Source organism: Streptomyces sp. NPDC060028 (genome assembly GCF_042736725.1).
Classification (GTDB): Bacteria; Actinomycetota; Actinomycetes; order Streptomycetales; family Streptomycetaceae; genus Streptomyces.
This window is the reverse complement of the sequence record NZ_JBHWVJ010000013.1, coordinates 83,336-105,647: the sequence shown is the minus strand read 5'-3', so window position 1 is coordinate 105,647 and position 22,312 is coordinate 83,336. Positions and strand designations below refer to the sequence as shown.

The window sequence follows — 22,312 nt, the reverse complement described above, 5'->3', positions numbered from 1 at the left end:
TGGGGCATGGCGGGGGAGTGCGGGGAAAAGGGCCGGGCGGCACGGATGCCGCGCGGAGACGCGCCGAGATCGGCTCCGAGTCGGTCGGTCACGTGCAGTTCAGCGTCGAGGACCAGTCGCTTGAGTACTTCGTCGTCCACGGCCCGACCCCGAAGCAGATCCTGGAGCGCTACACCGCGCTCACCGGCCGCCCCGCCCTGCCCCCGGCCTGGGCGCTGGGCCTGTGGCTGACCACCTCCTTCACCACCGACTACGACGAGGCCACCGTCAACCGCTTCGTCGCCGGCATGGCCGAGCGCGGCATCCCGCTGAGCGTCTTCCACTTCGACTGCTTCTGGATGCGCGGCTACCAGTGGTGCGACTTCGCATGGGACTGCGACACCTTCCCCGACCCGGCCGGCACGCTCACCCGCCTCAAGCAGCGGGGACTGCGGATCTCCGCCTGGATCAACCCGTACATCGCGCAGAAGTCGGTGATGTTCGAGGAAGGCATGCGCGAGGGCTACCTGGTGCGGCGCCCGGACGGCAGCGTGTGGCAGTGGGACCTGTGGCAGCCCGGCATGGCTCTGGTGGACTTCACCAACCCGGCCGCCCGCGACTGGTACACCGGCAAGCTGAAGACGCTGCTCAACCAGGGCGTGGACTGCTTCAAGACCGACTTCGGCGAGCGCATCCCCACGGACGTCGTCTGGCACGACGGCTCCGACCCCGAGCGGATGCACAACTACTACACCCACCTCTACAACCAGGCCGTCTTCGACCTGCTGCGGGCGGAACGCGGCGAGGGCGAGGCACTGCTCTTCGCCCGCTCCGCCACCGCCGGCGGCCAGCAGTACCCCGTGCACTGGGGCGGCGACTGCGAATCGCACTTCAACGCCATGGCCGAGTCGCTGCGCGGCGGGCTCTCCCTCGGCCTTTCCGGCTTCGGTTTCTGGAGCCACGACATCGGCGGCTTCGAGGGGACTCCGACCCCCACCGTCTTCAAGCGCTGGGTGCAGTTCGGTCTCCTCTCCTCGCACAGCCGCCTGCACGGCAGCAAGTCCTACCGCGTCCCGTGGGACTACGGGGAGGAGGCCGTCGAGGTCACCCGGGAGTTCACCCTGCTCAAGCACCGCCTCGCCCCTTACCTCCAGCGCGCCGCCCAACAGGCCCACACCACCGGCATCCCCGTCATGCGCGCCATGGTGCTGGAATTCCCCGACGACCCCGCCGCCGCCGCGCTCGAGCGGCAGTACCTGCTCGGAGACGACCTGCTCGTCGCCCCGGTCTTCACCGACGACGGCACGGTCGAGTACTACGTGCCGGAAGGGACGTGGACGAACGTTCTGACCGGCGCTCAGATCACCGGTCCCCGCTGGGTCCGCGAACAGCACGGTTTCCACACCCTGCCGCTGCTGGCCCGCCCCGACTCCGTCATCCCGCTCGCCGCCGACGACCAGCGCCCGGTGTCCGCCTGGGTGGACGGTGTCGAACTGCGGGTACACGCCTTCGCCGACGGCGCCGAGCGCACCGTGGTGATCCCGCGCTGCGACGGCCCCGGCGAGGTGGCCCGTTTCCACCTGCGCCGCCGGGGCGACCGCCTCCACGTGACCACCGACAGCCCGCATCTCTGGCAGCTCCGGTTCGGCGGGCCGTCCGGAACCGTCCACGTCCAGCCAGCCGGCACCCTGGAGACCGGCGTCGCCTGCCCGGCCTGAGCCGGGCGGCCGCTCCTCGTCTCGCCCGGCTGCGGGCAGCCCCTCGCGCCGCCCGTCGTACGGTGCGGGGTCACCGTGTCGGCCCCAGGAACTGGGTGGCCGCCAGGCGTGCGTAGAGGCTGTCTTGGTCGAGCAGTTCCGTATGGGTGCCCACCGCGCGTACGCGTCCTGCGTCCATCACCACGATCCGGTCGGCGTGGGTCACCGTTGAGAGACGGTGTGCCACGACGAGGACGGTGGTCGTTTGGGCGGCCTGCGTGATGACGTCGCGTACCGCCAGTTCGTTGACGGCGTCGAGCTGCGAGGTCGCCTCGTCCAGGAGCAGCAGCCGGGGTTTGCGCAGCAGGGCGCGGGCGATGGCGATGCGTTGCCGTTCGCCGCCCGACAGCTTGGTGCCGCGGTGTCCGACCGGGGTTGCCAGGCCGTCCGGCAGGCGCTCGACAAGCGTGTCCAGCTTCGCCTGGGCCAGGACGTCGCGGACGTCCTGGTCGGTGGCGTCGGGCGCCGCGAAGACCAGGTTCTCCCGCAGGGTCCCGGCCAGGACCGGCGTGTCCTGCTCCACGTATCCGATGGCGCCCCGCAGCTCCGGCAGCGACCAGTCCCGGACGTCCTTGCCGTCGACCAGGACCCGGCCTCCGGTCGTCTCGTAGAACCGCTCGATCAGCGCGAAGACGGTCGACTTGCCCGCCCCCGAGGGGCCGACGAAAGCCGTCATCCCGGCGCTCCGCACCTCGAAGTCGACCTGGTGGTGGACGGGCGGAAGGTCATCGCGGTAGCGGAAGCTCACGTCCTCGAAGCGGACCGACGCCGGGCCGTCGGCCGCCGCCGATGTCCCGGGCCGCTCGGGGTGCTCCTGTTCCAGGGGCTCGGTTTCAAGCCGCTCCACTTGGGCGATGCGGGCGATGGCCGCTGATCCCTCCTGGTACTTGGAGGCTGCCTCGGTCAGCCTGTCCACCGGCTCGATGAGGAAGAAGAGGTAGAGCAGGAAGGCGATCAGGGTGGACACGGGGATCGCCCCGGAGGCCACGCGTGCCCCGCCGACGCCGAGTACCGCGAGGAAGGACAGCTGCACGGCCAGACCGACCGACGCCTCCGCCAACGACTCCCACTTCGCACTCGTCACGCCGTGCCGCCAGGCCCGCCGCAGCGCCGCGTCGGCGAGCGCGGTCTCGCGCTGTTCGGCACCTGACGCCTTGACCGTCCGCAGCGCGCCGAACATCCGCTCAAGAACGGAGGACACCTCCCCGACCGCCTCCTGCGAACGCTCGGTGGCCCGCGCGATCCTGGGCATCATCAGGGCCACGGCCCCGCCGCTCAGCACGATGACCCCCAGGGTGACGCCGAGCAGCACGGCGTCCATGAGCGCCATCATGACGACGGCCGCGGCCAGGGTCACGGCACCGGTGGCACCGTTGACGATCGCCTGGGTCGTGACGGCGCGCAGGAGCGTGGTGTCGGAGGTGACCCGGGACATCAGGTCGCCCGGCTGGGTCCGCTCGACCTCCGTGAGACGCAGTCGCAGCAGTCGCCCGACGAGGGTGCGGCGGGCGGCCAGCACGACGGACTCTGCGGTCCGTTCGAGCGTGTAGACCCCGAGGGCCCCCATCGCCGTGCCCACCACCACGAGTGCGGTGAGGGCGAGGAGGATCCCGGCGATCGTCTCGCCGGATGACAGCCGGTCCACGAGGACCTTCGTGGCCAAGGGCTGTAGCAGGCCGCCAGTGGCCCCGATCAGGGTGAGCAGGGCGGCGAGCGCGACGGCTTTTCGGTGCGGTCGGAAATAGGTGTATATCGCCTTGAACGTCTCCGAGGCGGTCAGGCGTGCGGAGTCGGCGGCCGACGGGTCGGTCGCGGTCATGGTCGGGTCCTTTTGTCGTCCGGTCGTCCGGTCGTCCGGTCGTCCGGTCGTCCGGTGGTCCGGTCACTGCGGTCGCGGCGCTGAGCTGAGCACCAGGTCGTGCCCGCGCGTCAAGGGGGGTCGAAGTGCTGGCTCAGCCGGACAGCCCTGCGGAGATCGCCCCGGCGTGATGGACCAGGCCGGCGTACAGATCAGGCCGGACGACGGCCAGGACTCCGGCCGTCGCGAGGAAAACGATGAGGCCGGCTTCCCAGCCGCCCTTGAGATGTCCCTGCGGCAAGCACCTGCCCGTCGCGCACCCCTTGCAGGATTGCGTGCCGGGGGCGGCCGGGGCCGGTGCGCGGCCTTCTCGGTCCACTCGCTTGTCGTCCATGCGTCCAGGCTGGTCGAGCGGCAGGCCCACGCGTATCCGGCACTCATCCGGACCCCGCCCCCCAGGTGGCTGGGGCAGACCCCCCAAGTGGCTGGTATGCCCACTGACAGGGACTGAGCCACTCTCAGGACGGGTGTGCCGTCCAGGCCGGGGCGGGAGATGCAGGCGAGGCACCCCGGCCGGTTCTCATCGGATGTACTTCGCCGGCTTGGTAGCGGCGTTGAGCAGGAACTCCAGCGGTCCGCGGCGGAAGAAGCGGGACCAGATCGCGGCGAACACGATCGCCCCGAGGATGAACACGAGCAGCGGCACCCAGGACTGCTGGGGGTCGGTCCCGCCGGGCATGGGCAGCACGGACTGCGCGACGAAGTGGCCGACGGGCAGTTGCGCGGTCTCCTCGATGCTCAGCTGCGCCCAGTGGCGCAGTACGACGATGCTGCGCTGCCGGGTGTCAGTATGCCGAGGACGTCGAGGAGCAGGTCTTGGGCGTCCACCGGGTCAGGAACCAGGCGGCGGCCCGTGCGCAGCACTGGTGGAGGGAGAGCGGCCCCTGGCGGGTCGGAGGTGCCGGGATACCTCCGCGTCCGGCGGAGTACTGAGCAGCGTGGTCATGCCCGGGTGGCCGCGCCCCGCCGGGTGGCGGTCCGAGGGGCCGGGGCATACGACCAGCCAGTGGCTGCGCCGGCTGGAGGGGGGCGGGGCCCAGGCTCTGTCTCAGCCTCGCGCCGGGTCATGGCCGTTTCCGCTCCGCGGTTGTGGCCTTGGGGGAAGACGGAGCCGAGGGGCGCGTGAGCAGGCGGGCGAAGGGGGTCGAGCCGACGCCGTGGAGCAGAACGCTGCCGAGGACGGTGAGTGTCATGGCGTACAGGGCAGCATCCGCGTAGGGCCCGTCGGGGAGGGCGTTGAAGGCGATCAGTCCGAACACGATCGAGGTGGTGCCGCGTGGTCCGAGGGCTCCCAGCATGAGCCGTTCGCGCCAGGTGAAGTCCGAGCCGAGGAAGGCGAGCAGGATCGGAACGATGCGTACGACGGTGAGGGCGGCGACGCACAGCGCGACGGTGGGCCAGTCAACGCCGCCGTCCAGCGTGAGCACCACGGCGTTTCCGAAGAAGAACCACATGCACATGGTCATGATCGAGTTGGTGTCCTCGATCAGCCGGAAGTCCGAGGCGTCGGGGGCTTGGGCGTCGTGTTGCCGGGTCGGGGCCTGGCGGACGTAACGGAAGGCGATTCCGCAGACGAAGGAGGCCACGAAGCCGTTGCCGCCGACCGCCACGGTCACCGTGTAGGCGAGCAGGGGTGCGAGCAGCACGAGGATCCGGCGTGACTGTGCGGTCATCCAGTTCTTACGGTCGGCCGAGTTCATCAGCCACCCGAGCAGCGGCCCCAGCGTGATGCCGACGGCGAGTGCCTTCGCGGCGAACGGAACGGCCGTGCCGAGTGCCTGCATGGGCGTGTGGGCTTGTGAGGTCGAACCGGCCAGGATCAGCGCGAACAGGAAGACGGGCGACACGATCCCGTCGTTGTAGCCGCTCTCCACGTTGAGGACGTTGCGTACCCGTGCGGCGATGCGCGTGTCGCGTACCAGTGTCTCGGCCGGGGCGAAGTCGGTCGGGACGACGATGCATGCGATCAGCAGCAGGAGCACCGCGGGCAGCCCGGGCAGCAGCAGCGAGCCGAGCAGGACCAGCGCGGCCAGGCTCAGGGGCAGCGCCACCAGCAGTGCCCGGGCGGCCGCGCCGGGGTCGCTGCCGAACAGTCGTCCGCCCGGCAGTTCGGTCGCGTCAACGAAGAGCAGGACCGCCAGGATGACCTCGGCCGCGTGCTGGGCGATCTGGGAGTTCAAGGTGGCGGCGATCTCGCTCTGGGTGCACATCCCGGTGATGATCCCCGCGAGGACCAGCACCAGAGGGGCCCTGACGTGCCGCTGCTCCAGCCATCCGGCGACGAGCGACCACCCGGCGGCCGCAGCAGTAATCACGATCAAGGTGGAGATCATGTGGATTCCGGTTTCGGGACAACGGCAAGAACAGAGGGAAGAGGGAGTCGGCCCGGTTCGCGTCGGCGCGGTGCGCGCGTCAGTCTGTGCGGGAGGGGATGCATATCCGGACCCGGTAGCCGCCCTCGCCGGTCGGGCCGGACTCGAAGGTGCCGTGCAGGATGTCGGCGCGCTCCTTGAGGCCCAACAGGCCCTGGTGTGCGCCGGGCAGGGGCAGGGAGGGGCGGGACGGCGGGCTGTTGGTGACCGTCACGCCGACGTCGTCGCCGTCGTGCCACAGCTCGACGGTCGCCGTGGCTCCGGGGGCGTGTTTGCGGACGTTGGTCAGCGCTTCCTGCACCGTGCGGTACAGAGCGCGCTGGGCGGGTGTGCCCACAGAGGTTGGGAGATCGCCCGTGAGCTCCGCTTCGATGCCGCTGGACGCCACCAGTTTGCGCAGGTCGGCGAGGGTGGGCTGCGGGGTGAGTTCCGTCGCGGCTCCGCCGGAGGCGCGCAGCAGTGTGACCATGGTGCGCAGCTCGTCGAGCGTATCCACGCTCAGGGAGCGGATGGTGCGCGCTGCTTCCCTGCTGCCGGCGTCCTTGGCCGCCACTTGCATGCCTCCGGCCTGAATCGCGATCAGGCTGACCTGGTGGGAGACGACATCGTGCATCTCGCGGGCCAGCTGGGCGCGTTCTCGGGCCAGGACGGCCTGTGCGTGCAGCTCGCGCTCGTGCTCCCGCGCTTCCTCGATCTCCACCAGACGCCGTGCCAAGTCCCTTCGTGCCTGGACCAGTTGCCCCAGGAGGACCGGCGCGGTGGCCGTCGCCAGGTTGTACAGCAAGAAGATCAGCGTCCATGCCCGGCTGCTCGACGGGTCACCGTTCAGCGGAGGCTGCACCGCCATGGCGATCGCGGACAAGAAGGCGCATACGCCGAGCAGGCGACGGTCACGCGAGCGTTCGGCCAGGGTGTACAGGGCGGCGACCGGGGCGACCAGGATGTCCTGGAACAGGGTGGCCGGCAGGGTGAGCAGGAAGACGGCCAGCGGGAACCGCCGACGTAGGGCCAGGGCGCCGCAGGCGATCGCGGCGAGTGCGAGGCCGAGCGGGGTGCCGTTCCAGAGGCTGAGCCATGCGTCCAGCGCGGCGAGGGCGACCAGACCGGCATCCCGCGCAGGTGGTGGTACCCGGTTCCACAGCCGCTTCCTCTCGGGCGCGGCGCTCATCGGCCTTCCTGGCCGGCATCCAGCAGCCCGGCTCGCTGGGCGAGCAGCGCCGCCTGGACCCGGCCGGTCACCCGCAGTTTGGTGAGGATGGCGCTGACATGGTCCTTGACAGTGCCGGTGCCCAGATGCAGACGGGTTCCGATGTCGGCGTTGGACAAACCTTGCGCCAGCAGCACGAGCACGTCCCGCTCCCGGTCGCTCAGCCGCTTCACGCGGGCCGCTTCCTCGTCCACGGCCGCAGGCCCGGCAGCAGGATGCGTGCGCAGCAGGCTCCGGGAGGCTTTGGGGGACATCACCACGCCGCCGGCGGCCAACGTCCTGACGAGTTGGGCCAGTTGATCCGGCTCGGTGTCCTTGAGGAGGAAGCCGGCCGCGCCCGAGTGGAGGGCCGTGAGGACGTACTCGTCGGTGTCGAAAGTGGTGAGCATCGCCACAGCGGGGGAAGCGGGCAGGGCGCGCAGCTGAGCCAGAACCGTGAGGCCGTCCACGTCCGGCATCCGGATGTCGAGGAGGACGACATCGGGACGGTGTTCCCGCACCGTGTCGAGGGCGTCCCCGCCCGTCGCCGTGGCGACGACCTCGATGTCGTGTGCCGCGCCCAGGATGAGGCCGAAACCGGATCGGACCAGCGCCTCGTCATCCACCACCACTACCCGAATCACGTGCGTCGCACCCCGTCGTCAATCGATCCCTGTCCTGCTCGACCCTAAGGTCCCCCACCGGATCCGGAGAGGTCGCGCGCCCGGTTCCAGCCGGTCGGGGGGCCCATTCCCGCCAGTCGGCGGAGGCAGCGGTACGTGTCCGACACCGCGCCGACCGGCAGGGTTCGGGTCAGTCCCGGATCAGGCGATGCGGGTGGCTACCGTCGCGGTGTTGTTGCCGGTGTCCGGGCGTAGCGGAGCCGGGTCGTGGGGCGGCACGGCCCGACTCAGGGGCACACCGGCTCAGCGGGCGCCGAGGAGGTGTTCGAGGGCGAGCTGGTCCAGCTGTTCGAAGGCCATGCCGCGGCGGGCGGCGGCATCGACGTCGAACTCGTCGAAGGCGGACGGGTCGGCCAGTAGCCCGGCCAGGCCGTCCTCGGCGGTGGGGAGGGCGAGTTCGGGCAGTCGGGAGGCGGCGAGCGCGGCCTGGACCTCCGGATCGGACCGGAAGGCGCGGGAACGCTCCGCCAGGAGCAGGTAGTTGCGCATGCAGCTGGCCGCCGAGACCCAGACGCCGGCGGCGTCCTCGGTGCGCGGCGGCTTGAAGTCGAAGTGACGGGGGCCGTCGTAGCCGGCCGACTCCAGCAGGTCGACCAGCCAGAAGGCCTGGCGCAGATCGCCCGCGCCGAAGCGCAGGTCCTGGTCGTACTTGATGCCGGTCTGGCCGTTGAGGTCGATGTGGAACAGCTTGCCGTGCCACAGGGCCTGGGCGATGCCGTGGGGGAAGTTCAGCCCGGCCATCTGCTCGTGGCCGACCTCCGGGTTGAGGCCGACCCGTTCGGGCCGGTCCAACTCGTTGATGAACGCCAGGGCGTGGCCGATCGTGGGCAGCAGGATGTCGCCGCGCGGCTCGTTGGGCTTGGGTTCGATCGCGAAGCGCAGGTCGTAACCCTGGTTCTCGACGTACTCGCCCAGCAGGTCGAAGGCCTCCTTCAGCCGGTCGAGGGCGAGGCGCACGTCCTTGGCCGCGCCCGACTCCGCGCCCTCGCGGCCGCCCCAGGCGACGTAGACCGAGGCACCGAGTTCCACGGCCAGGTCGATGTTGCGGATCGTCTTGCGCAGCGCGTACCGGCGGACGTCACGGTCGTTGGCGGTGAAGGCGCCGTCCTTGAACACCGGGTGGGTGAAGAGGTTGGTGGTGGCCATCGGCACCTTCAGCCCGGCCGTGTCGAGTGCGGTGCGGAACCGCTTGACCGCCTGCTCGCGGGCGGTGTCGCCGGCGGCGAAGGGGATCAGGTCGTCGTCGTGGAACGTGACGCCGTAGGCGCCGAGTTCGGCCAGCCGCTCCACGGTCTCGACCGGGTCGAGGGCGGATCGGGTGGCGTCGCCGAAGGGGTCCCGGCCCTGCCAGCCGACGGTCCACAGGCCGAAGGTGAACCTGTGCGCGGGGGTGGGGACGAGCGGGTCGCTGCTCATGAGGCGCTCCGGATCAGGCCGAGGTCTATTTGTAATGACGAAAAACAAATTAGTATGCCGCGACGCCAGAAGGAACCCCACCGGAGGAACGCATGTCTGCTCAGCGTGTCGTGATCGGTGTCGACAGCTCGACCCAGTCCACCAAGGCCCTCGCCGTCGACCTGGAAACCGGCGCCGTCCTGGGCGAGGGCCGTGCCTCGCACGCCGTCAGCGCGGGCGCCGGACGCGAGAGCGACCCCGAACAGTGGTGGGCGGCGCTCGGCGAGGCCGTGGCGGGCACCGGCTGGGCGGATCGCGCCGCCGCCTGCTCGATCGCCGGCCAGCAGCACGGCCTGGTCACCCTCGACACGGCCGGCCGGCCGGTGCGCCCGGCGCTGCTGTGGAACGACGTCCGCTCCGCCCCACAGGCCGCCGAACTCGGAGCCGCGTTCGGCCCGGCAGAGCTCGCCCGCCGCACCGGCAGCGTCCCGACGGCCGCCTTCACCTCCGCCAAGTGGGCCTGGTTGCACGCGAACGAGCGTGCCGCCGCCGACCGCGTCGCGGCTGTCCGGCTTCCCCACGACTTCCTGACGGAGCGGCTGACCGGCGAGGCGGTGACGGACCGCGGTGACGCGTCGGGAACCGGCTGGTGGGGCCCGGACGGCTACGACCAGGACGTCCTCGGCCGGATCGGCCTCGACCCCGGGCTGCTGCCACAGGTCCTCCCGCCGGGCGCCCGGGCGGGCGCCGTCCGGGCCGGGATGCCCCTGCGCGAGGGCGCGCTGGTGGCCACCGGGACCGGTGACAACATGGCCGCCGCCCTCGGGCTGGGCCTGACCCCTGGACGGCCGGTGCTGAGCCTCGGTACCTCCGGTACCGTCTACGCCGTCGGCCGGACCCGGCCCGCCGACCCGAGCGGAACCGTCGCCGGCTTCGCCGATGCCCTCGGCGGCTGGCTGCCGCTCGCCTGCACGCTCAACTGCACCCTCGCCGTCGACCGCTTCGCCGCCCTCGTCGGCCGCGACCGCGAGGACGTCGAGGCAGGCGGCACGGTGGTGGTGCTTCCCTATCTGGACGGCGAGCGCACTCCGGACCTCCCGGGCGCTTCCGGCCTGGTCCACGGCCTGCGCCACGACACCACGCCGGGCCAGCTGCTCCAGGCCGCCTACGACGGCGCCGCCCAGGCCCTGCTCGCGGCCCTGGACGACGTGCTGCGCGCCGGAGGCGAGAGCCCCGCCCTCGACGAACCGCTGCTGCTGATCGGCGGCGGAGCCCGCGGCAGGGCCTGGCAGCGGACCGTCCTGCGACTGTCCGGCCGAGCGGTCCAGGTGCCCGAGGCCCGGGAACTGGTCGCGCTCGGGGCCGCCGCCCAGGCCGCCGCACTGCTCACGGGTGAGCCTGCCGACGCCGTCGCCCGGCGTTGGGGGACCGCCGAGGGCCGGGTGCTGGAACCCGTGACCCGTGACGAGGACACGCTCGAACGGATCACCAGTACGCTGCGGCGGGCGCGGGCCTTGCAGGAGCTCCCGCCGGCAGAACGATAGGGAGGGTCGGCTCAATGGCGGGGATCGGCAGGGCGAGCGGGGGCGTGGAGGCCGTGCCCGCCTCGCAGCAGGGGATGCGTCGGCAGAACCTCGCGGTGGTGATCGGCGCGGTCGCCGCGCACGGCCCGCTCTCCCGGGCGGACGTCGCCGCGCACACGGGCCTGACCAGGCCGGCCGTCTCCTCCATGGTCGACGAGCTCATCGGTCGCGGAGCGCTGACCGAGACGGACACCGCGCCCAGCGGACGGGTCGGCCGCCCCGGACGGGCGCTGGAGCTGAGCGACCGGGGTCCCGCGGGCCTCGGCCTGGAGGTCGGCGTCACCCATCTCGCCGCGTGCGTCGTGGACCTGCGCGGTGAACCCCGGGTCTGGCGTCGGGTGGAGCGGGCCAACGCGGGCCGGCCGGCCGGGCAGGTGCTGGCGGAGGCCGCCGCCCTGGGCGCCGAGGCGGAGTCCGAGGCCGCCGCCCTCGGCCTGCGCGTCGCGGGCCGTGTACTGGCCGTGCCCGGGGTGGTGCCGAACGAGCCGAGCGGGCTGGTCGCGAACGCCCCCAACCTCGGCTGGCAAGCCGTCCGCCCCGCCGACCACTGGCCCGACCCCGACACCGTGCCCGAGCCGGAGAACGAGGCAAACCTCGGGGCGCTGGCCGAGCAGTGGCACCAGGGACACCCCGCCGAGACCTTCGTACACGTCTCCGCCGAGGCCGGAATCGGTGCCGCACTGGTCGTCGGCGGGCAACTGTTCCGGGGCGCCCGCGGCTTCGCGGGCGAACTCGGCCACCTGCCCGTCCACCCGGAGGGCGCCCGCTGCGCCTGCGGGGCACGCGGCTGCCTGGAGCAGTACGCGGGCGAAGCGGCCGTGCTGCGCGAGGCCGGGCTCGCGCACGTCGGCGACCCGGTGGCCCTGCTGGCCGAGCGGGCAGGTGCCGGGGACGCGGCGACCCTGCGCGCCCTGGACCGTGCGGGACGGGCGCTGGGCCTTGCCCTCACCTCGGCGGTGAACCTGATCGACCCGGACGGCCTCGTTCTGGGCGGCGCCTACGCCGAACTCGCCGACTGGCTCCTCCCGTCCATACGCGCCGAACTCGCCGACCGGATCACCGTAAGACCCTGGACCCCGGAGGCGGTCCGACCCTCCGCCCTGGGGCGGCGCGGACCGGTGCTGGGCGCGGCATGGTCGACCGTCCGGCGGATCATCGCCGATCCCACCCGCCTGCCTGACCGCTCCTAGTGCTGTGGCGGTCCGGTGCATCAGACTCAGCTCACTGGGCGGCATCCGACGGCTCGTACCAGAGACTCGTCATCGGGGAGCACACGGTCCAGCCCAGCGAGGAGTAGAGCGCCCGGCCCTCGGGCGTGCCGACCAGGACGCCCGTCCTCGCGCCGGCCTCGTACGCGGTGCTCCGCAGCGTGCGCATCACCAGGCGGCCGAGGCCCTTGCGCCGGTGCTCGGCGGCGCTCTCGACCTGGTCGACCACGACGTGGTCGCCGACATGGGCGATCTGTCCACGGGCGGCGAAGTGCCCGTCGCGCGTGCGGACCAGCACCCGGCTGACGCCGCCCCGGGTCCAACGGGTGAGCGTGTAACCGGCCGGCACCTCGATGAGCTCCGGTTCAAGGTGACAGGTCATCAGCCATGCCGGGGAGGAGGGCCGTACCTACCAGGAGGTCAAGCAGCTCGGCGCGGAGCTGGAGCGGATCGCCTCCGAGGTGACCGGCCGGAACATCACCGCGGACATCGCGGTCCTGCACGACTGGAACGCCTGATGGGCGGGCGCCCAGGACGGCCGCCCGTCCGACCAGGTGGACTACCCGGACATCCTGCGCGCCTGGCACCGAGCCCTCTGGCAGGCGACTGGTTCCCTGTTCCATCAGCAGCCACGGGCGGCCGCCGGCGAGGGAGCGGGAGCGGTCGGCGTAGAAGGCGACGTGGGCGGAGGAGTCCAGGCCCGGTTCGGACGGATACTGGTCGGAGGTGACGACGTCGAGCTCACGTGCGAAGGCCCACAGGTTGAGCCTCAGGTAGTAGGGCAGCATCAGGTTCGTCGTCACAGGGCGGTCGCTGTGCGCGCGGATCGCGTCGCGCTGTTCGCAGTACGCGGCGATGATCTCGTCGCCCCAGAAGCGGTGGAAGTCCACTGTCTGGCCGGGGTTCTTGTGGTACTGCGTCGCGCGCGGCGGCAGACCCGGAACGCGGCGGCCGCGTGGTCGCACCAGCAGAGCGTGCCGTACTCGTGTGCACGTGCCACAGGGCGAGGGCGGGGTGGTCGCCGTACCGCTCGGCGAGCGCGGAGGCGATCCGGCGGGCCGCGCTGCGGTAGGCGGGGGAGGCGAGGCAGTACGTGTCGCGGCTGCCGTGGACGAGGCGGGTGCCGTCGGCCCGGACCGCCAGCGCAACGGGGTGGGCCAGGGTGAGCCAGGGCGGCGGGGAAGCGGTCGGGGTGGCCAGGTCGACGGCCACGCCGTTCGCGTGCAGGCGGTCGATGTGGGCGTCGAGCCAGGTGAAGTCGTAGCGTCCCTCCTCCGGTTCGAGCAGGGCCCACGAGAAGACGCCCACCGTGGCCAGGTTGACCCTGGCCCGGCGCATGAGCTCGTCGTCCTCCTTCCAGACCGGCTCGTCCCACTGCTCGGGGTTGTAGTCCCCGCCGAAGGCCAGGCCACCCAGGCGGTCGCTGATGCTGCGAGTCGTCATGACCATTGGCTCCTCGGGTACGGAGAGTCGAGTCGTCTTCTGGCGAAGCGTCAGAGTCGATGGACGCAGCGCTCGGCGACGGCCTTCCTGTGACGGCTGTCGAAGCGCTGCACTTCAGGCGACAAAAAGTAACGGACAAGTTTCGTATGAAACGAGGTCTCCGCCAGGAGAGGGGTACCTCTAACGACTATTGACGACCCATCAGGATGTTAAGCGGTGTCGAAGCGCTTCGACATCCATGCTTCAGATCCAGCTCCACACCCGGGTTCGGAACACGCTGGACGGCGCGAGGTCCGCTGTACGACCACGCGCCGATCTCCCGGGAGTGGGGGTCATCCGGCGGTCAGCGTGGTCCACTTCTGGTTGGAGCTGCCTTGGCAGTCCCACAGGTGGAGCTGCGTGCCGTCGGTCGTGGAGAACCCCGGGTCGTCGAGGCAGCGGCCGGAGGCGGAGTTGCGGTAGCCGCCGTTGTAGGGCTGCCAGACCTGGTTGGCGCCGCCGTGGCAGGCCCAGATCTGCACTTTGGTGCCGTTGGCGGTGCCCCCGCCGGCGGCGTCGAGGCACTTGCCCATGGAGCGCAGGGTGCCGTCGGTGTAGGCGGACCAGAGCTGGTTGGCGCCGCCGCTGCAGCCCCAGATCTGGGCAGCGGTCCCGTCGGCGGTGCCGGCGCCGTTGACGTCCAGGCACTTGCCGCTGATGCCGGACTCCACGCGTGCGGCGGCGGGGGCCGGGTTCTTCAGCCATCCGGCGGCGTCCACGGCCTGGACGCCGCGGTGGAAGGCGTCTGCCATCTTCTGGTAGCCCGTGTCGTTGGGATGGAGGGTGTCGGCCAGGTCGGCCGTGGTCAGGCTGCTCATGTCCACGTACGCGACGTGTTTGCCCGCGGCCTGTGCCTCGCTCACGATCTGGGGGACGGCCTGGTTGTACGCGGCACGGTACTGCTCCTCCGAGCCGCTGGTGGACACGACCAGGGAGGCCACGAGGACGGTCGCGTCAGGGGCGGCGGCGGTGATCTGGTTGACCAGCGACTTGAGCCGGGCGGCGGCCGTGGCGGGCTGGTAGCTCCCGTTGAGGTCGTTGGTGCCGATCTCCAGGGTCACGACGTTGGGCCGGTAGCGGGTCAGTGAGGCGTCGGCGAGTGCGGCGTCGCTGAAGCTGAACTGCGCCAGACCCCAGCCGGACGGGCTGGGGGTGGTCGCGAAGGTCAGCCACTGGTTGTTGTAACGCACGATCGAGAAGTCCTTGATCGCCGCCACGTCCGCGTGCCGGGCGTCCGGCTTCGGACCGGCGAGGACGCCTCTGGAGGACCACCGGAAGGTCGACGGCAGCGCGCTGCTGCCGACAGGCTGGTGATCCACGCGCGGCTCGGCTACGGAAGGGCCTGCGCACACCAGATGGTCCTGCCGCTGGTGGTCTGCCGGGTGCCCCAGCCCTGGGTGTGCTGGGCGACGAGCAACAGGCCCCGGCCGCCCTCGTCGAAGGCGCGGGCCCGGCGTAGGTGCGGAGCGGTGTTGCTCGCGTCGCAGACCTCCCAGAACAGGGAAGTATCGCGAACCAGCCGCAGCCTGATCGGCGACCCCCGGGCCGGGTACGCATGCCCGCGCAAAGGTCTACGGCTCCAGGGAAGAACCCCAGCCGACGCACGGCTGGGGTTCCTCGGTTCGCCCCGAATCACGATCAGCGTGGATCGGGCAGGTCAGCGCCGCAGGGTGAGGAGCCCCGGCCGGTACGGGAGTTGGTCGTAGGGGCCGCCCGCGGTGGGGGACTTGCCCTGGTAGAGGAACTGCAGGTTGCAGGGGTCGATGGTCATGGTCTGGTCGGGGTTGTTGCGGACCAGGTCACCGTGGCTGACGTCGTTGGTCCAGGTGGCACCGCTGTTGGCCTTGCCCGCGAAGGGGTTGCTTTCGCTGGCGGCCTGCGGGGTCCACGAACCGTTCAGGCTGGAGGCCGTGAACGAGCGGAAGTAGCGCTGCTCATTCGCACCCCGAGCCTCAACGATCATGAGGTACTGGTTCTGGCCCTGAACCTTGTAGACCTGCGGCGCCTCGAAGAGGTTCTTCACGGTGTCGCTCATGACCGTCGTGTACGTCGAGCCGAAGTTGCCCGGGAAGTTCCCGATCGGCATGCTCGCCCGGTAGATCTTGCCGTTGTCACCGGCGAAGAACAGGTACATGTTCTGGTCGTCGGCGATCAGGGTCTGGTCGATCGGGGCGGCGCCCGGGATGCTGCCGGTGAACAGCGGCTGCGGCGCGGACCAGCCGTTGGGGTTGGTGGGGTCGCTCGACGTGCGGTAGATGAAGGGCCACGCACCCCACTGGTACGCCAGCACCCAGATCTTCTTGGGCGCGAAGTAGAACAGCGTGGGCGCCACCGCGGTCTGGCTCATCCCGGTCTGGCCGGCCGACGCCATGTCCGGCCAGTTCGCGAAGGGGCTGAACATCATCGAGCCGTACGAAGATCCCGAGGTGTTCGACGCGTAGACCAGGTGCTTGCCGTTGTACACGACGTTGGTGAAGTCCTTCACCGAGCCCCACCCGTTCGCCGGCTGCGCCAGCGCACCCGTCGACGTCCACCGGTACGTGGACGGAAGTGCACACGTGCTGCCCGGCGTCGGCGTGGGCGTTGTCGGGGTCGACGTTCCGGACAGGCCGGTCCACTGCTGGTTGGTGCCGGTCCAGCAGGAGTACAGCTGGATCTTGGTGCGGTTGGCGGTGGCCGCGCCGACGGCGTCGAGGCACAGCCCGGACTGGACGCCGGCGATCGTGCCGTTGGTGTTGACGTTCCACTGCTGGCCGGCGCTGCCGTCGCAGTCCTCGATGACCACAGCGGTGCCGTTGCTGGTGCCCTTTGACTTGGCGTCCAGGCACTTGTTGCCGTAGATCATCAGCTGCTTGCCGGAGGTGTAGGTCCAGCGCTGGTTGGCCTGGCCGTTGCAGTCCCACAGCTGCGCCTGGGTGCCGTTGGCGGTGGTGGAGCCGTTGATGTCGATGCACCGACCGGAGGGGACGCCCTTGATCGCTCCGGTACCGGTCCCGCCGGTGGCACCGGGGGCGGCCTTGAGCGCGTTCACCACGGCGGTGTGGGCGGCCTTGGGGTTGCCGTTGTTGTCGAACAGCAGGGGGCTGTCGCCGCTGCGCCAGGAGTCGCTGTCGCGGATGCCCCATACCGTGATGCCGGTGCACCGACCCACGGCCAGGCAGGCCTTGACCGCGTTGGCGTAGTGGGTGGAAGAGGCGCCGGCGATGTCCAGCTCGGTGATCTGGACGTCAACGCCCAGGGCGGCGAAGTTGGACAGGGTGGTCTGGAAGCTGGACGGCGGGCCGCCGGCGCTGAAGTGGCTCTGGAACCCGACGCAGTCGATGGGTACGCCGCGGGACTTGAAGTCCTTGACCATGTTGTAGACGCCCTGGGTCTTGGCGTCCGACCAGTTCTCGATGTTGTAGTCGTTGTAGCAGAGCTTGGCCGAGGAGTCGGCCGCCCGGGCGGTGCGGAACGCTTCCTCGATGAAGCCGTTGCCCAGCACGTTCTGGAACACCGAGCCGCGGTGCTGGGTGGAGCCGTCGGCGAACGCCTCGTTGACCACGTCCCAGGCGTAGATCTTGCCCTTGTAGTGGGTCATCTCGGTGGTGATGTGGTTGTTCATCACGCTGCGCAGCGTGTTCGCGTCGCCGATGGAGCTGACCCAGGACGGGAGCTGCGAGTGCCAGACCGTGGTGTGGCCGCGCATGCGCTGGCCGTGTGCCACCGCATGGTTGACGATCTGGTCGGCGGGGCCGAAGTTGAAATTGCCGCGGGACGGTTCGATGGCGTCCCACTTCATCTCGTTCTCCGGGGTGATCATGTTGAACTCCCGGTCCGAGATCGCGGCGTACGTCGAGTCGCCGAGCCTGCCGGAGGCCACGGCGGTGCCGAAGTACCTGCCCGAGGGGGCCGCCTGCGTACCCAGGTTCGCGGCTCCGGCGGAGCTGGGGAGGAGCGCACGACTCCGGCCACCAGCGCCGCGGCCGACAGCCCTATCGTCAATGTCCGGCGACGCCGGCCGAGCCGGTGCAGGCCCTTCATGATTCTCCTCGGGGGGCGCGGGTCACCCTGGGTGCCGTGTTCGTGTGTCGCGTCATGGGAGGGCCTTCTTCAGGAGATGCGTCGACGGGGGAAGTCGGGGAACCTCCCAAGCCGGCACGCATGGTGAGCGGCGGGAAGGGCACCCCACGCTATGGAGGCCTCCGAACTCGCGGTCTCGTAACAAAAAAGTCGCGCCGTCCGCACGATTGCTCAGTGATGCATCTCGCAGGCAAAAAACGTTATGCCAAGCCCCGCGGTCGGTTGCCGTGGCGGATCAAGGAGCGGTGGCCCAGGCCCTGCGCATGATGAAGGAAGCCTGGCCGGCGAAGGCCCGAGTGCCGTCGGAGCCATCGAGCCAGATGCCACCGTCGCGGTGGCGGAGGACCGATCCGGGATAGTTGTGCGCGTGCAGGGTTACCGACCCGGTGACCGACCCGGGGTGCGGACAGAAGGTGGCGTCTTCACGGAACAGTTCGCTGCCGTCGTTGGTGCTCAGTCGTAGCCGCAGGTCACGATGGCGCAGATAGCGGCCGTCGGCGGCGCGGAAGGTGACGCACCGTGTGTCGGCCAACCCCCCGATGACCGTGAAGGTGACCCGCTGCCGTGTCTGCACGCTGCTGGACGCCGAGACTCGGCCGAGCGTCGCGAAGTCGTCGGCGTACGTGAGGTACAGGGCGGGCTCGTCCACGGACTCCAGCGACTGTGCGCCCAGCGGAACAGTGCCTGCGGCGGACGGACTCACCGGGGACGGTCCGGCCGACGTGGTGGTGCGCGACGGTGTCGGCGTGGGATTGCCGACCGTCGGAGCGGCGATGACGCCGGGCACCCGGTGCGCCGGTTCGGGCCAGGTCGCGTAGGTGGCGGTCCCGGCGATGAGCACGGCGCCGGTGGCGAGGCTCACCAGCGGATGAGCGGTCACCGCGTGGAGTTTGCCGATCAGCGCGCTGTGCAGACTGCCTCCCCCCGTCGCCGTGCCGACGGCGACGGGTGCCATGGCCAGCCCGGCGGCGCTCGCGGCCTTACCCGACAGCAGGCCCTTGGCGGCCAGCGCGGCGATGAGTCCGGCCGGGACGGCCAGCGGCACGACGCTGAGGAGTAGCAGTTCGGCCGAAACCCGTTGTGTCGTAGTCGCCATGCAGACCGGGCAGCCGCGGGTGTGCCGCGCGATCCGCTTGCGCCACACCGATGCACGGAGACCGTCCCAGCCGACGACGGTCTCGTCCAACTGCGGACAGCGCGGGTCGGCCTCCAGCGCGGCGACGATCGTCCGGCTCAGTTCCAGCTGCTCGCGCATGCGTTGCAGGCGTACTCCGACGTGGGCGACAGTGAGCCCCGTCGCGGCGGCCATGTCGTCACGGCTCAGCGAGCCGGCGCATTCCTGCCACCACAGCGACAGCAGCACCCGATGGTCCGGGTCGAGCCACCGGCCGGCTTCGACAACCTGACGGCGCTCGTCCGACACGTGCAGACGCAGGATCGTCAGGTCCTCAGGTTCGGCGTCGGCGTCCGGTATCTGGAGTGCCTCGTCGATGACCGTGGTCCGGTCGGCGAAGGCGCGTTGCCGGTGCCAGTGGGTGTTGATCTGGCGGAGCGTGATCGACACCAGCCAGGACCGGAAGCTCTCCGGGGAACGCAGGGCAGGCAGGTCCCGCACCACGCGCAGCAGGGTTTCCTGGACCACGTCGTCAACGTCGGCATGTCCGCTCAGCGCTCGCCCGACGATGTTGTAGAGCAACGGCAGGTACGCGGCGATCAGCTCCTCGCGCGCTCGATCGTCACCGGCCTGCGCCGCGACGACCAGCCCCGCGTGGTCCGCATCCATGAGTCCCATTCCAACCTCCCTCAGGGGAGCGATCCGCCGAGTACGGCGCCGCACCTTGGCGTCGGCAAGGGTATGCGGCCAAAGCCTGTGCCTTGGATCACCGGACTGGCCCGCGCCGACTTGGAGGGCCCGGTACCGCGCGTGAAAAAAGCTCCCGGCTCAGGGCAACCCTTTGCGGGGCCTGTGACCACAAGGAGTCGGATCCGGCCGTTTCGGTCGCCGGATCCACTTTCCTCTGGTGGCATGCAAGGAGAACACCCCCCATGAACAACCCCACGAACGGCGGGCGCCGCGGGCGTCACCGCCGTCGCTGGACCGCGACCGGTCTGCTGGTCGGCGTGCCCGCCGTCCTCGTGCCGTATCTCCTGTTCGTGCAGGAGGACTCACAGGCCGCGACGGTCGACGGCGATGCCTACTACCGGCTGGTTTCCGTACGCAGCGGCAAGGTGCTGGACGTCAACGGCTTCTCCACCGCCGACGGCACCCGCATCCAGCAGTGGACCGACCAGAACACCGCCAATCAGCAATGGAAGCTGAGACCCAGCGGGGACGGCTACTACGAGCTGGTGAACCGCAACAGCGGCAAAGTGCTGGGCATGGCGGGCGATTCCACCGCCCAGGCCGCCGCCGCCGAGCAGCAGACCGACAGCTCCTCCACGTCCCAGGAGTGGCGGATCGACGAGGTGAGCGGTTCCGACGCCGTCACCTTCACCTCCCGCAGGAGCGGCCGGGTCCTGGACGTCTCCGGGGACTCCACGGCCGACGGCGCGGCAGTCATCCAGTTCCAGGGCAAGGGCAGCACGAACCAGCAGTGGAAGCTGGTGAAAGCGGCCAAGGCCCAGGCGGCCGGGGCCGGACCGTATGTGTGGAACAACGCCCAGGTGATGGGCGGCGGTTACGTCACCGGGCTGGTGTTCAACCCCCGCGACAAGGGCCTGCTGTACGCGCGCACCGACATGGGCGGCGCCTACCGCTGGGACTCCGCGGCCGAGCAGTGGATCCCGCTGACCGACTGGGCCGGCGAGAAGGACTGGAACCTGCTGGGCATCGATTCGCTGGCCACCGACCCCGTCGACCCCAACCGGCTCTATGTCGCGGCGGGCACCTACACCAACGACTGGGCCGGCAACGCGGAGATGCTGCGCTCCACGGACCGGGGCCGCACCTTCCAGCGCACCGCTCTGCCGTTCAAGCTGGGCGCCAACGAACACGGCCGCGGGGCGGGCGAGCGGCTGGCGATCAACCCCTCGGACAACGGCACCCTGCTGCTGGGTACCCGCAAGAACGGCCTGTGGCGCAGTACCGACCACGGCGTGACCTGGAGCCAGGTCTCCTCGTTCCCCGTCAAGGACGGGGCGAGCAGCGGCGCGGGCATCGCCTTCGTGACGTACGGCCCGGCCGGCAGCAGGACGGTCTACGTCGGCGTCGCCGACAAGTCCACCTCCCTGTACCGCTCCACCGACGGCGGCAGCACCTGGCAGGCCGTCTCCGGGCAGCCCACCGGCGAGATGCCGCAGCACGGCGTGGTCTCCGGTGACGGCTCGCTGTACCTGACCTACGCCAACTCAATCGGCGACGCGACGGCGGGTTCGGTGTGGAAGTACACGCCGGCCGGCGGGGCATGGAAGAACGTCTCCCCGTCCCAGGGCAACTACGGGTTCTCCGGTCTGGCCGTCGACCCGCAGAAGCCGTCCACGGTGATGGTCACCACCCTTCACCGCTGGTGGCCCCAGGACGAGCTGTACCGGAGCACCGACGGCGGCGCGACCTGGAAGGCACAGGCCGCGAAATCGGAGCGGGACGCCTCCGGCGCGCCTTACGTCGGTACCGGCATCGGGCACTGGATGACCGCCCTGGCCATCGACCCCTTCAACTCCGGGCACGTGCTGTACGGCACCGGCAGCGGCATCTGGCGCAGCAAGGACGCCACCGCCACCGACAACGGCGGCACCAGCCACTGGATCGTGGGGTCCCGAGGGCTGGAGGAGACCTCGCTGATGGACGCGATCGCCCCGCCCGGCGGCGCCACCGTCATCACCGGCATGGGCGACCTGGGCGGCTTCCGCCACGACTCCCTGACGAAGGTGCCCGCCGGGCGGCTGGACAACCCGATGATGATCACCAGCACCGACATCGATTTCGCCCAGTCCAACCCTGCGCTGATGGTCCGCGTCGGCCGTGGCGGCACGAAGGACGGCGCCTACTCCACCGACGGCGGCAGCAGCTGGAACGGCTTCACGTCAGAGCCGGTGGGCAGCGCCGACAGCGGCCATGTAGCGCTCGGGGCGGACGGCTCCGCGATCGTCTGGACCGAGGCCGGTCAGGCCCCGTACCGCTCGACCGACAAGGGGGCGAGCTGGTCGAAGGTCAGCGGCCTGGGCACCGGCGCCGTGGTCGTCGCCGACCGCTCCTCGGCCAAGACCTTCTACTCACTGGCCGACGGCGCGCTCTACGCCAGCACCGACGGCGGCGCGACCTTCACCGCCCGTGCCACCAACCTGCCCGCCGGCCGGCTCACGGCCGTCCCCGGCATCGCCGGAGACCTGTGGATCTCCGGCGGCGGCACGGGACTGCTGCACTCCACCGACGGCGGCCGCACCTTCACCACGCTCAAAACGGTGCAGTCCGCCTCCGCGCTCGGCTTCGGCAAGGCCGCGCCGGGCGCCGATTATCAGGCCCTGTACCTGATCGGCACCGTCAAGGACGTCACCGGAGTCTTCCGCTCCACCGACAAGGGCGCCACCTGGCTACGCGTCAACGACGACGCCCACCAGTGGGGCAGCATCGGCGGCGTCGGCGTCATCACCGGCGACCCCGACACCTACGGGCGCGTCTATGTCGGCACCAACGGACGCGGCCTCCAGTACGGCGACCCGTCCTGACCCCGACGCCCGAGCGGTGCCGCAGGAGCGCCTGCACCACCGTGTGCACGCGCCCACCCCGTCCGGGGCCCGCCCGCTTCCT

At 70.7% G+C, this 22,312-nt stretch carries 13 protein-coding genes and 6 pseudogenes; 5 read left to right on the top strand and 14 right to left on the bottom strand.

Annotated elements, in window-relative coordinates:
• Positions 1-65 precede the first annotated feature (65 nt).
• Positions 66-1,697 (top strand): annotated as a pseudogene (yicI, locus tag ACFWBF_RS09885) (alpha-xylosidase); the annotation flags it as partial.
• A 70-nt stretch (positions 1,698-1,767) separates the two neighbouring features.
• On the opposite strand, the gene ACFWBF_RS09880 reads toward yicI, so the two are convergent.
• The 7 genes and pseudogenes from ACFWBF_RS09880 to xylA form a co-directional block, all read right to left on the bottom strand.
• Positions 1,768-3,555: an ABC transporter ATP-binding protein gene (locus ACFWBF_RS09880; protein WP_385597916.1), complete on the bottom strand. Its 1,788-nt coding sequence runs from the start codon at positions 3,553-3,555 to the stop codon at positions 1,768-1,770.
• A gap of 133 nt (positions 3,556-3,688) precedes the next feature.
• Positions 3,689-3,928 carry a hypothetical protein gene (locus tag ACFWBF_RS09875; RefSeq protein ID WP_385597913.1) on the bottom strand — a complete coding sequence of 80 codons (240 nt, stop codon included), beginning with the start codon at positions 3,926-3,928 and terminating at the stop codon, positions 3,689-3,691.
• 186 nt (positions 3,929-4,114) lie between these two features.
• A pseudogene (locus tag ACFWBF_RS09870) lies at positions 4,115-4,306 on the bottom strand (DUF418 domain-containing protein); the annotation flags it as partial.
• Positions 4,307-4,658: 352 nt separating this feature from the next.
• Positions 4,659-5,927 (bottom strand): cation:proton antiporter, encoded by a 1,269-nt coding sequence (locus tag ACFWBF_RS09865; protein WP_385597910.1) that lies wholly within the window; start codon positions 5,925-5,927, stop codon positions 4,659-4,661.
• A gap of 79 nt (positions 5,928-6,006) precedes the next feature.
• Positions 6,007-7,134 (bottom strand): sensor histidine kinase, encoded by a 1,128-nt coding sequence (locus ACFWBF_RS09860; RefSeq protein ID WP_385597907.1) that lies wholly within the window; start codon positions 7,132-7,134, stop codon positions 6,007-6,009.
• A complete protein-coding gene (locus tag ACFWBF_RS09855) occupies positions 7,131-7,796 on the bottom strand; it encodes a response regulator (protein WP_385597904.1) in 666 nt (221 codons plus the stop codon). Before ACFWBF_RS09855 ends, ACFWBF_RS09860 begins: the two co-directional genes overlap by 4 nt.
• Before the next feature lie 282 nt (positions 7,797-8,078).
• Entirely contained in the window at positions 8,079-9,251 is a 1,173-nt protein-coding gene (gene xylA, locus ACFWBF_RS09850; RefSeq protein WP_385597901.1) for a xylose isomerase, read from the bottom strand.
• Positions 9,252-9,343: 92 nt separating this feature from the next.
• On the opposite strand from xylA, the gene xylB reads away from it, so the two are divergent.
• Complete coding sequence (gene xylB / locus ACFWBF_RS09845) at positions 9,344-10,774, top strand: xylulokinase (protein ID WP_385597898.1); 1,431 nt, start codon at positions 9,344-9,346, stop codon at positions 10,772-10,774.
• 14 nt (positions 10,775-10,788) lie between these two features.
• On the top strand, positions 10,789-12,003 hold the full coding sequence (locus tag ACFWBF_RS09840) for an ROK family protein (protein ID WP_385597895.1): 1,215 nt from the start codon (positions 10,789-10,791) through the stop codon (positions 12,001-12,003).
• A 31-nt stretch (positions 12,004-12,034) separates the two neighbouring features.
• Here ACFWBF_RS09840 and ACFWBF_RS09835 read toward each other — a convergent pair whose 3' ends face one another.
• Entirely contained in the window at positions 12,035-12,403 is a 369-nt protein-coding gene (locus ACFWBF_RS09835) for a GNAT family N-acetyltransferase (RefSeq protein WP_385597892.1), read from the bottom strand.
• Here ACFWBF_RS09835 and ACFWBF_RS09830 point away from each other — a divergent pair.
• Positions 12,399-12,626 (top strand): annotated as a pseudogene (locus ACFWBF_RS09830) (beta-galactosidase trimerization domain-containing protein); the annotation flags it as partial. The gene ACFWBF_RS09835 and the pseudogene ACFWBF_RS09830 overlap by 5 nt on opposite strands.
• Positions 12,627-12,683: 57 nt before the next feature.
• On the opposite strand, the pseudogene ACFWBF_RS09825 reads toward ACFWBF_RS09830, so the two are convergent.
• From ACFWBF_RS09825 to ACFWBF_RS09800, 6 genes and pseudogenes are all read right to left on the bottom strand, one after another.
• Positions 12,684-12,911 (bottom strand): annotated as a pseudogene (locus ACFWBF_RS09825) (beta-galactosidase); the annotation flags it as partial.
• Between the two features lie 157 nt (positions 12,912-13,068).
• Positions 13,069-13,359: pseudogene (locus ACFWBF_RS09820) on the bottom strand (beta-galactosidase); the annotation flags it as partial.
• Positions 13,360-13,796: 437 nt separating this feature from the next.
• Entirely contained in the window at positions 13,797-14,822 is a 1,026-nt protein-coding gene (locus ACFWBF_RS09815; RefSeq protein ID WP_385597889.1) for a non-reducing end alpha-L-arabinofuranosidase family hydrolase, read from the bottom strand.
• A gap of 11 nt (positions 14,823-14,833) precedes the next feature.
• Positions 14,834-15,037, bottom strand: a pseudogene (locus tag ACFWBF_RS09810) (ATP-binding protein); the annotation flags it as partial.
• A 123-nt stretch (positions 15,038-15,160) separates the two neighbouring features.
• Positions 15,161-17,365 (bottom strand): non-reducing end alpha-L-arabinofuranosidase family hydrolase, encoded by a 2,205-nt coding sequence (locus ACFWBF_RS09805; RefSeq protein WP_385597886.1) that lies wholly within the window; start codon positions 17,363-17,365, stop codon positions 15,161-15,163.
• Between the two features lie 435 nt (positions 17,366-17,800).
• On the bottom strand, positions 17,801-19,357 hold the full coding sequence (locus ACFWBF_RS09800; protein WP_385597883.1) for a sigma-70 family RNA polymerase sigma factor: 1,557 nt from the start codon (positions 19,355-19,357) through the stop codon (positions 17,801-17,803).
• A 254-nt stretch (positions 19,358-19,611) separates the two neighbouring features.
• Between ACFWBF_RS09800 and ACFWBF_RS09795 the strand changes: the two genes are divergently transcribed.
• The gene (locus ACFWBF_RS09795; protein WP_385597881.1) at positions 19,612-22,230 is read left to right on the top strand and encodes an RICIN domain-containing protein; all 2,619 of its coding nucleotides are present in this window, start codon (positions 19,612-19,614) and stop codon (positions 22,228-22,230) included.
• Positions 22,231-22,312: the final 82 nt, after the last annotated feature.

Coding starts and splice junctions, on each gene's coding strand:
- ACFWBF_RS09880 (WP_385597916.1), bottom strand. CDS start 3,555: ATGACCGCGACCGACCCGTCGGCCGCCGACTCCGCACGCCTGACCGCC.
- ACFWBF_RS09875 (WP_385597913.1), bottom strand. CDS start 3,928: ATGGACGACAAGCGAGTGGACCGAGAAGGCCGCGCACCGGCCCCGGCC.
- ACFWBF_RS09865 (WP_385597910.1), bottom strand. CDS start 5,927: ATGATCTCCACCTTGATCGTGATTACTGCTGCGGCCGCCGGGTGGTCG.
- ACFWBF_RS09860 (WP_385597907.1), bottom strand. CDS start 7,134: ATGAGCGCCGCGCCCGAGAGGAAGCGGCTGTGGAACCGGGTACCACCA.
- xylA (WP_385597901.1), bottom strand. CDS start 9,251: ATGAGCAGCGACCCGCTCGTCCCCACCCCCGCGCACAGGTTCACCTTC.
- xylB (WP_385597898.1), top strand. CDS start 9,344: ATGTCTGCTCAGCGTGTCGTGATCGGTGTCGACAGCTCGACCCAGTCC.
- ACFWBF_RS09840 (WP_385597895.1), top strand. CDS start 10,789: ATGGCGGGGATCGGCAGGGCGAGCGGGGGCGTGGAGGCCGTGCCCGCC.
- ACFWBF_RS09835 (WP_385597892.1), bottom strand. CDS start 12,403: ATGACCTGTCACCTTGAACCGGAGCTCATCGAGGTGCCGGCCGGTTAC.
- ACFWBF_RS09800 (WP_385597883.1), bottom strand. CDS start 19,357: ATGGGACTCATGGATGCGGACCACGCGGGGCTGGTCGTCGCGGCGCAG.
- ACFWBF_RS09795 (WP_385597881.1), top strand. CDS start 19,612: ATGAACAACCCCACGAACGGCGGGCGCCGCGGGCGTCACCGCCGTCGC.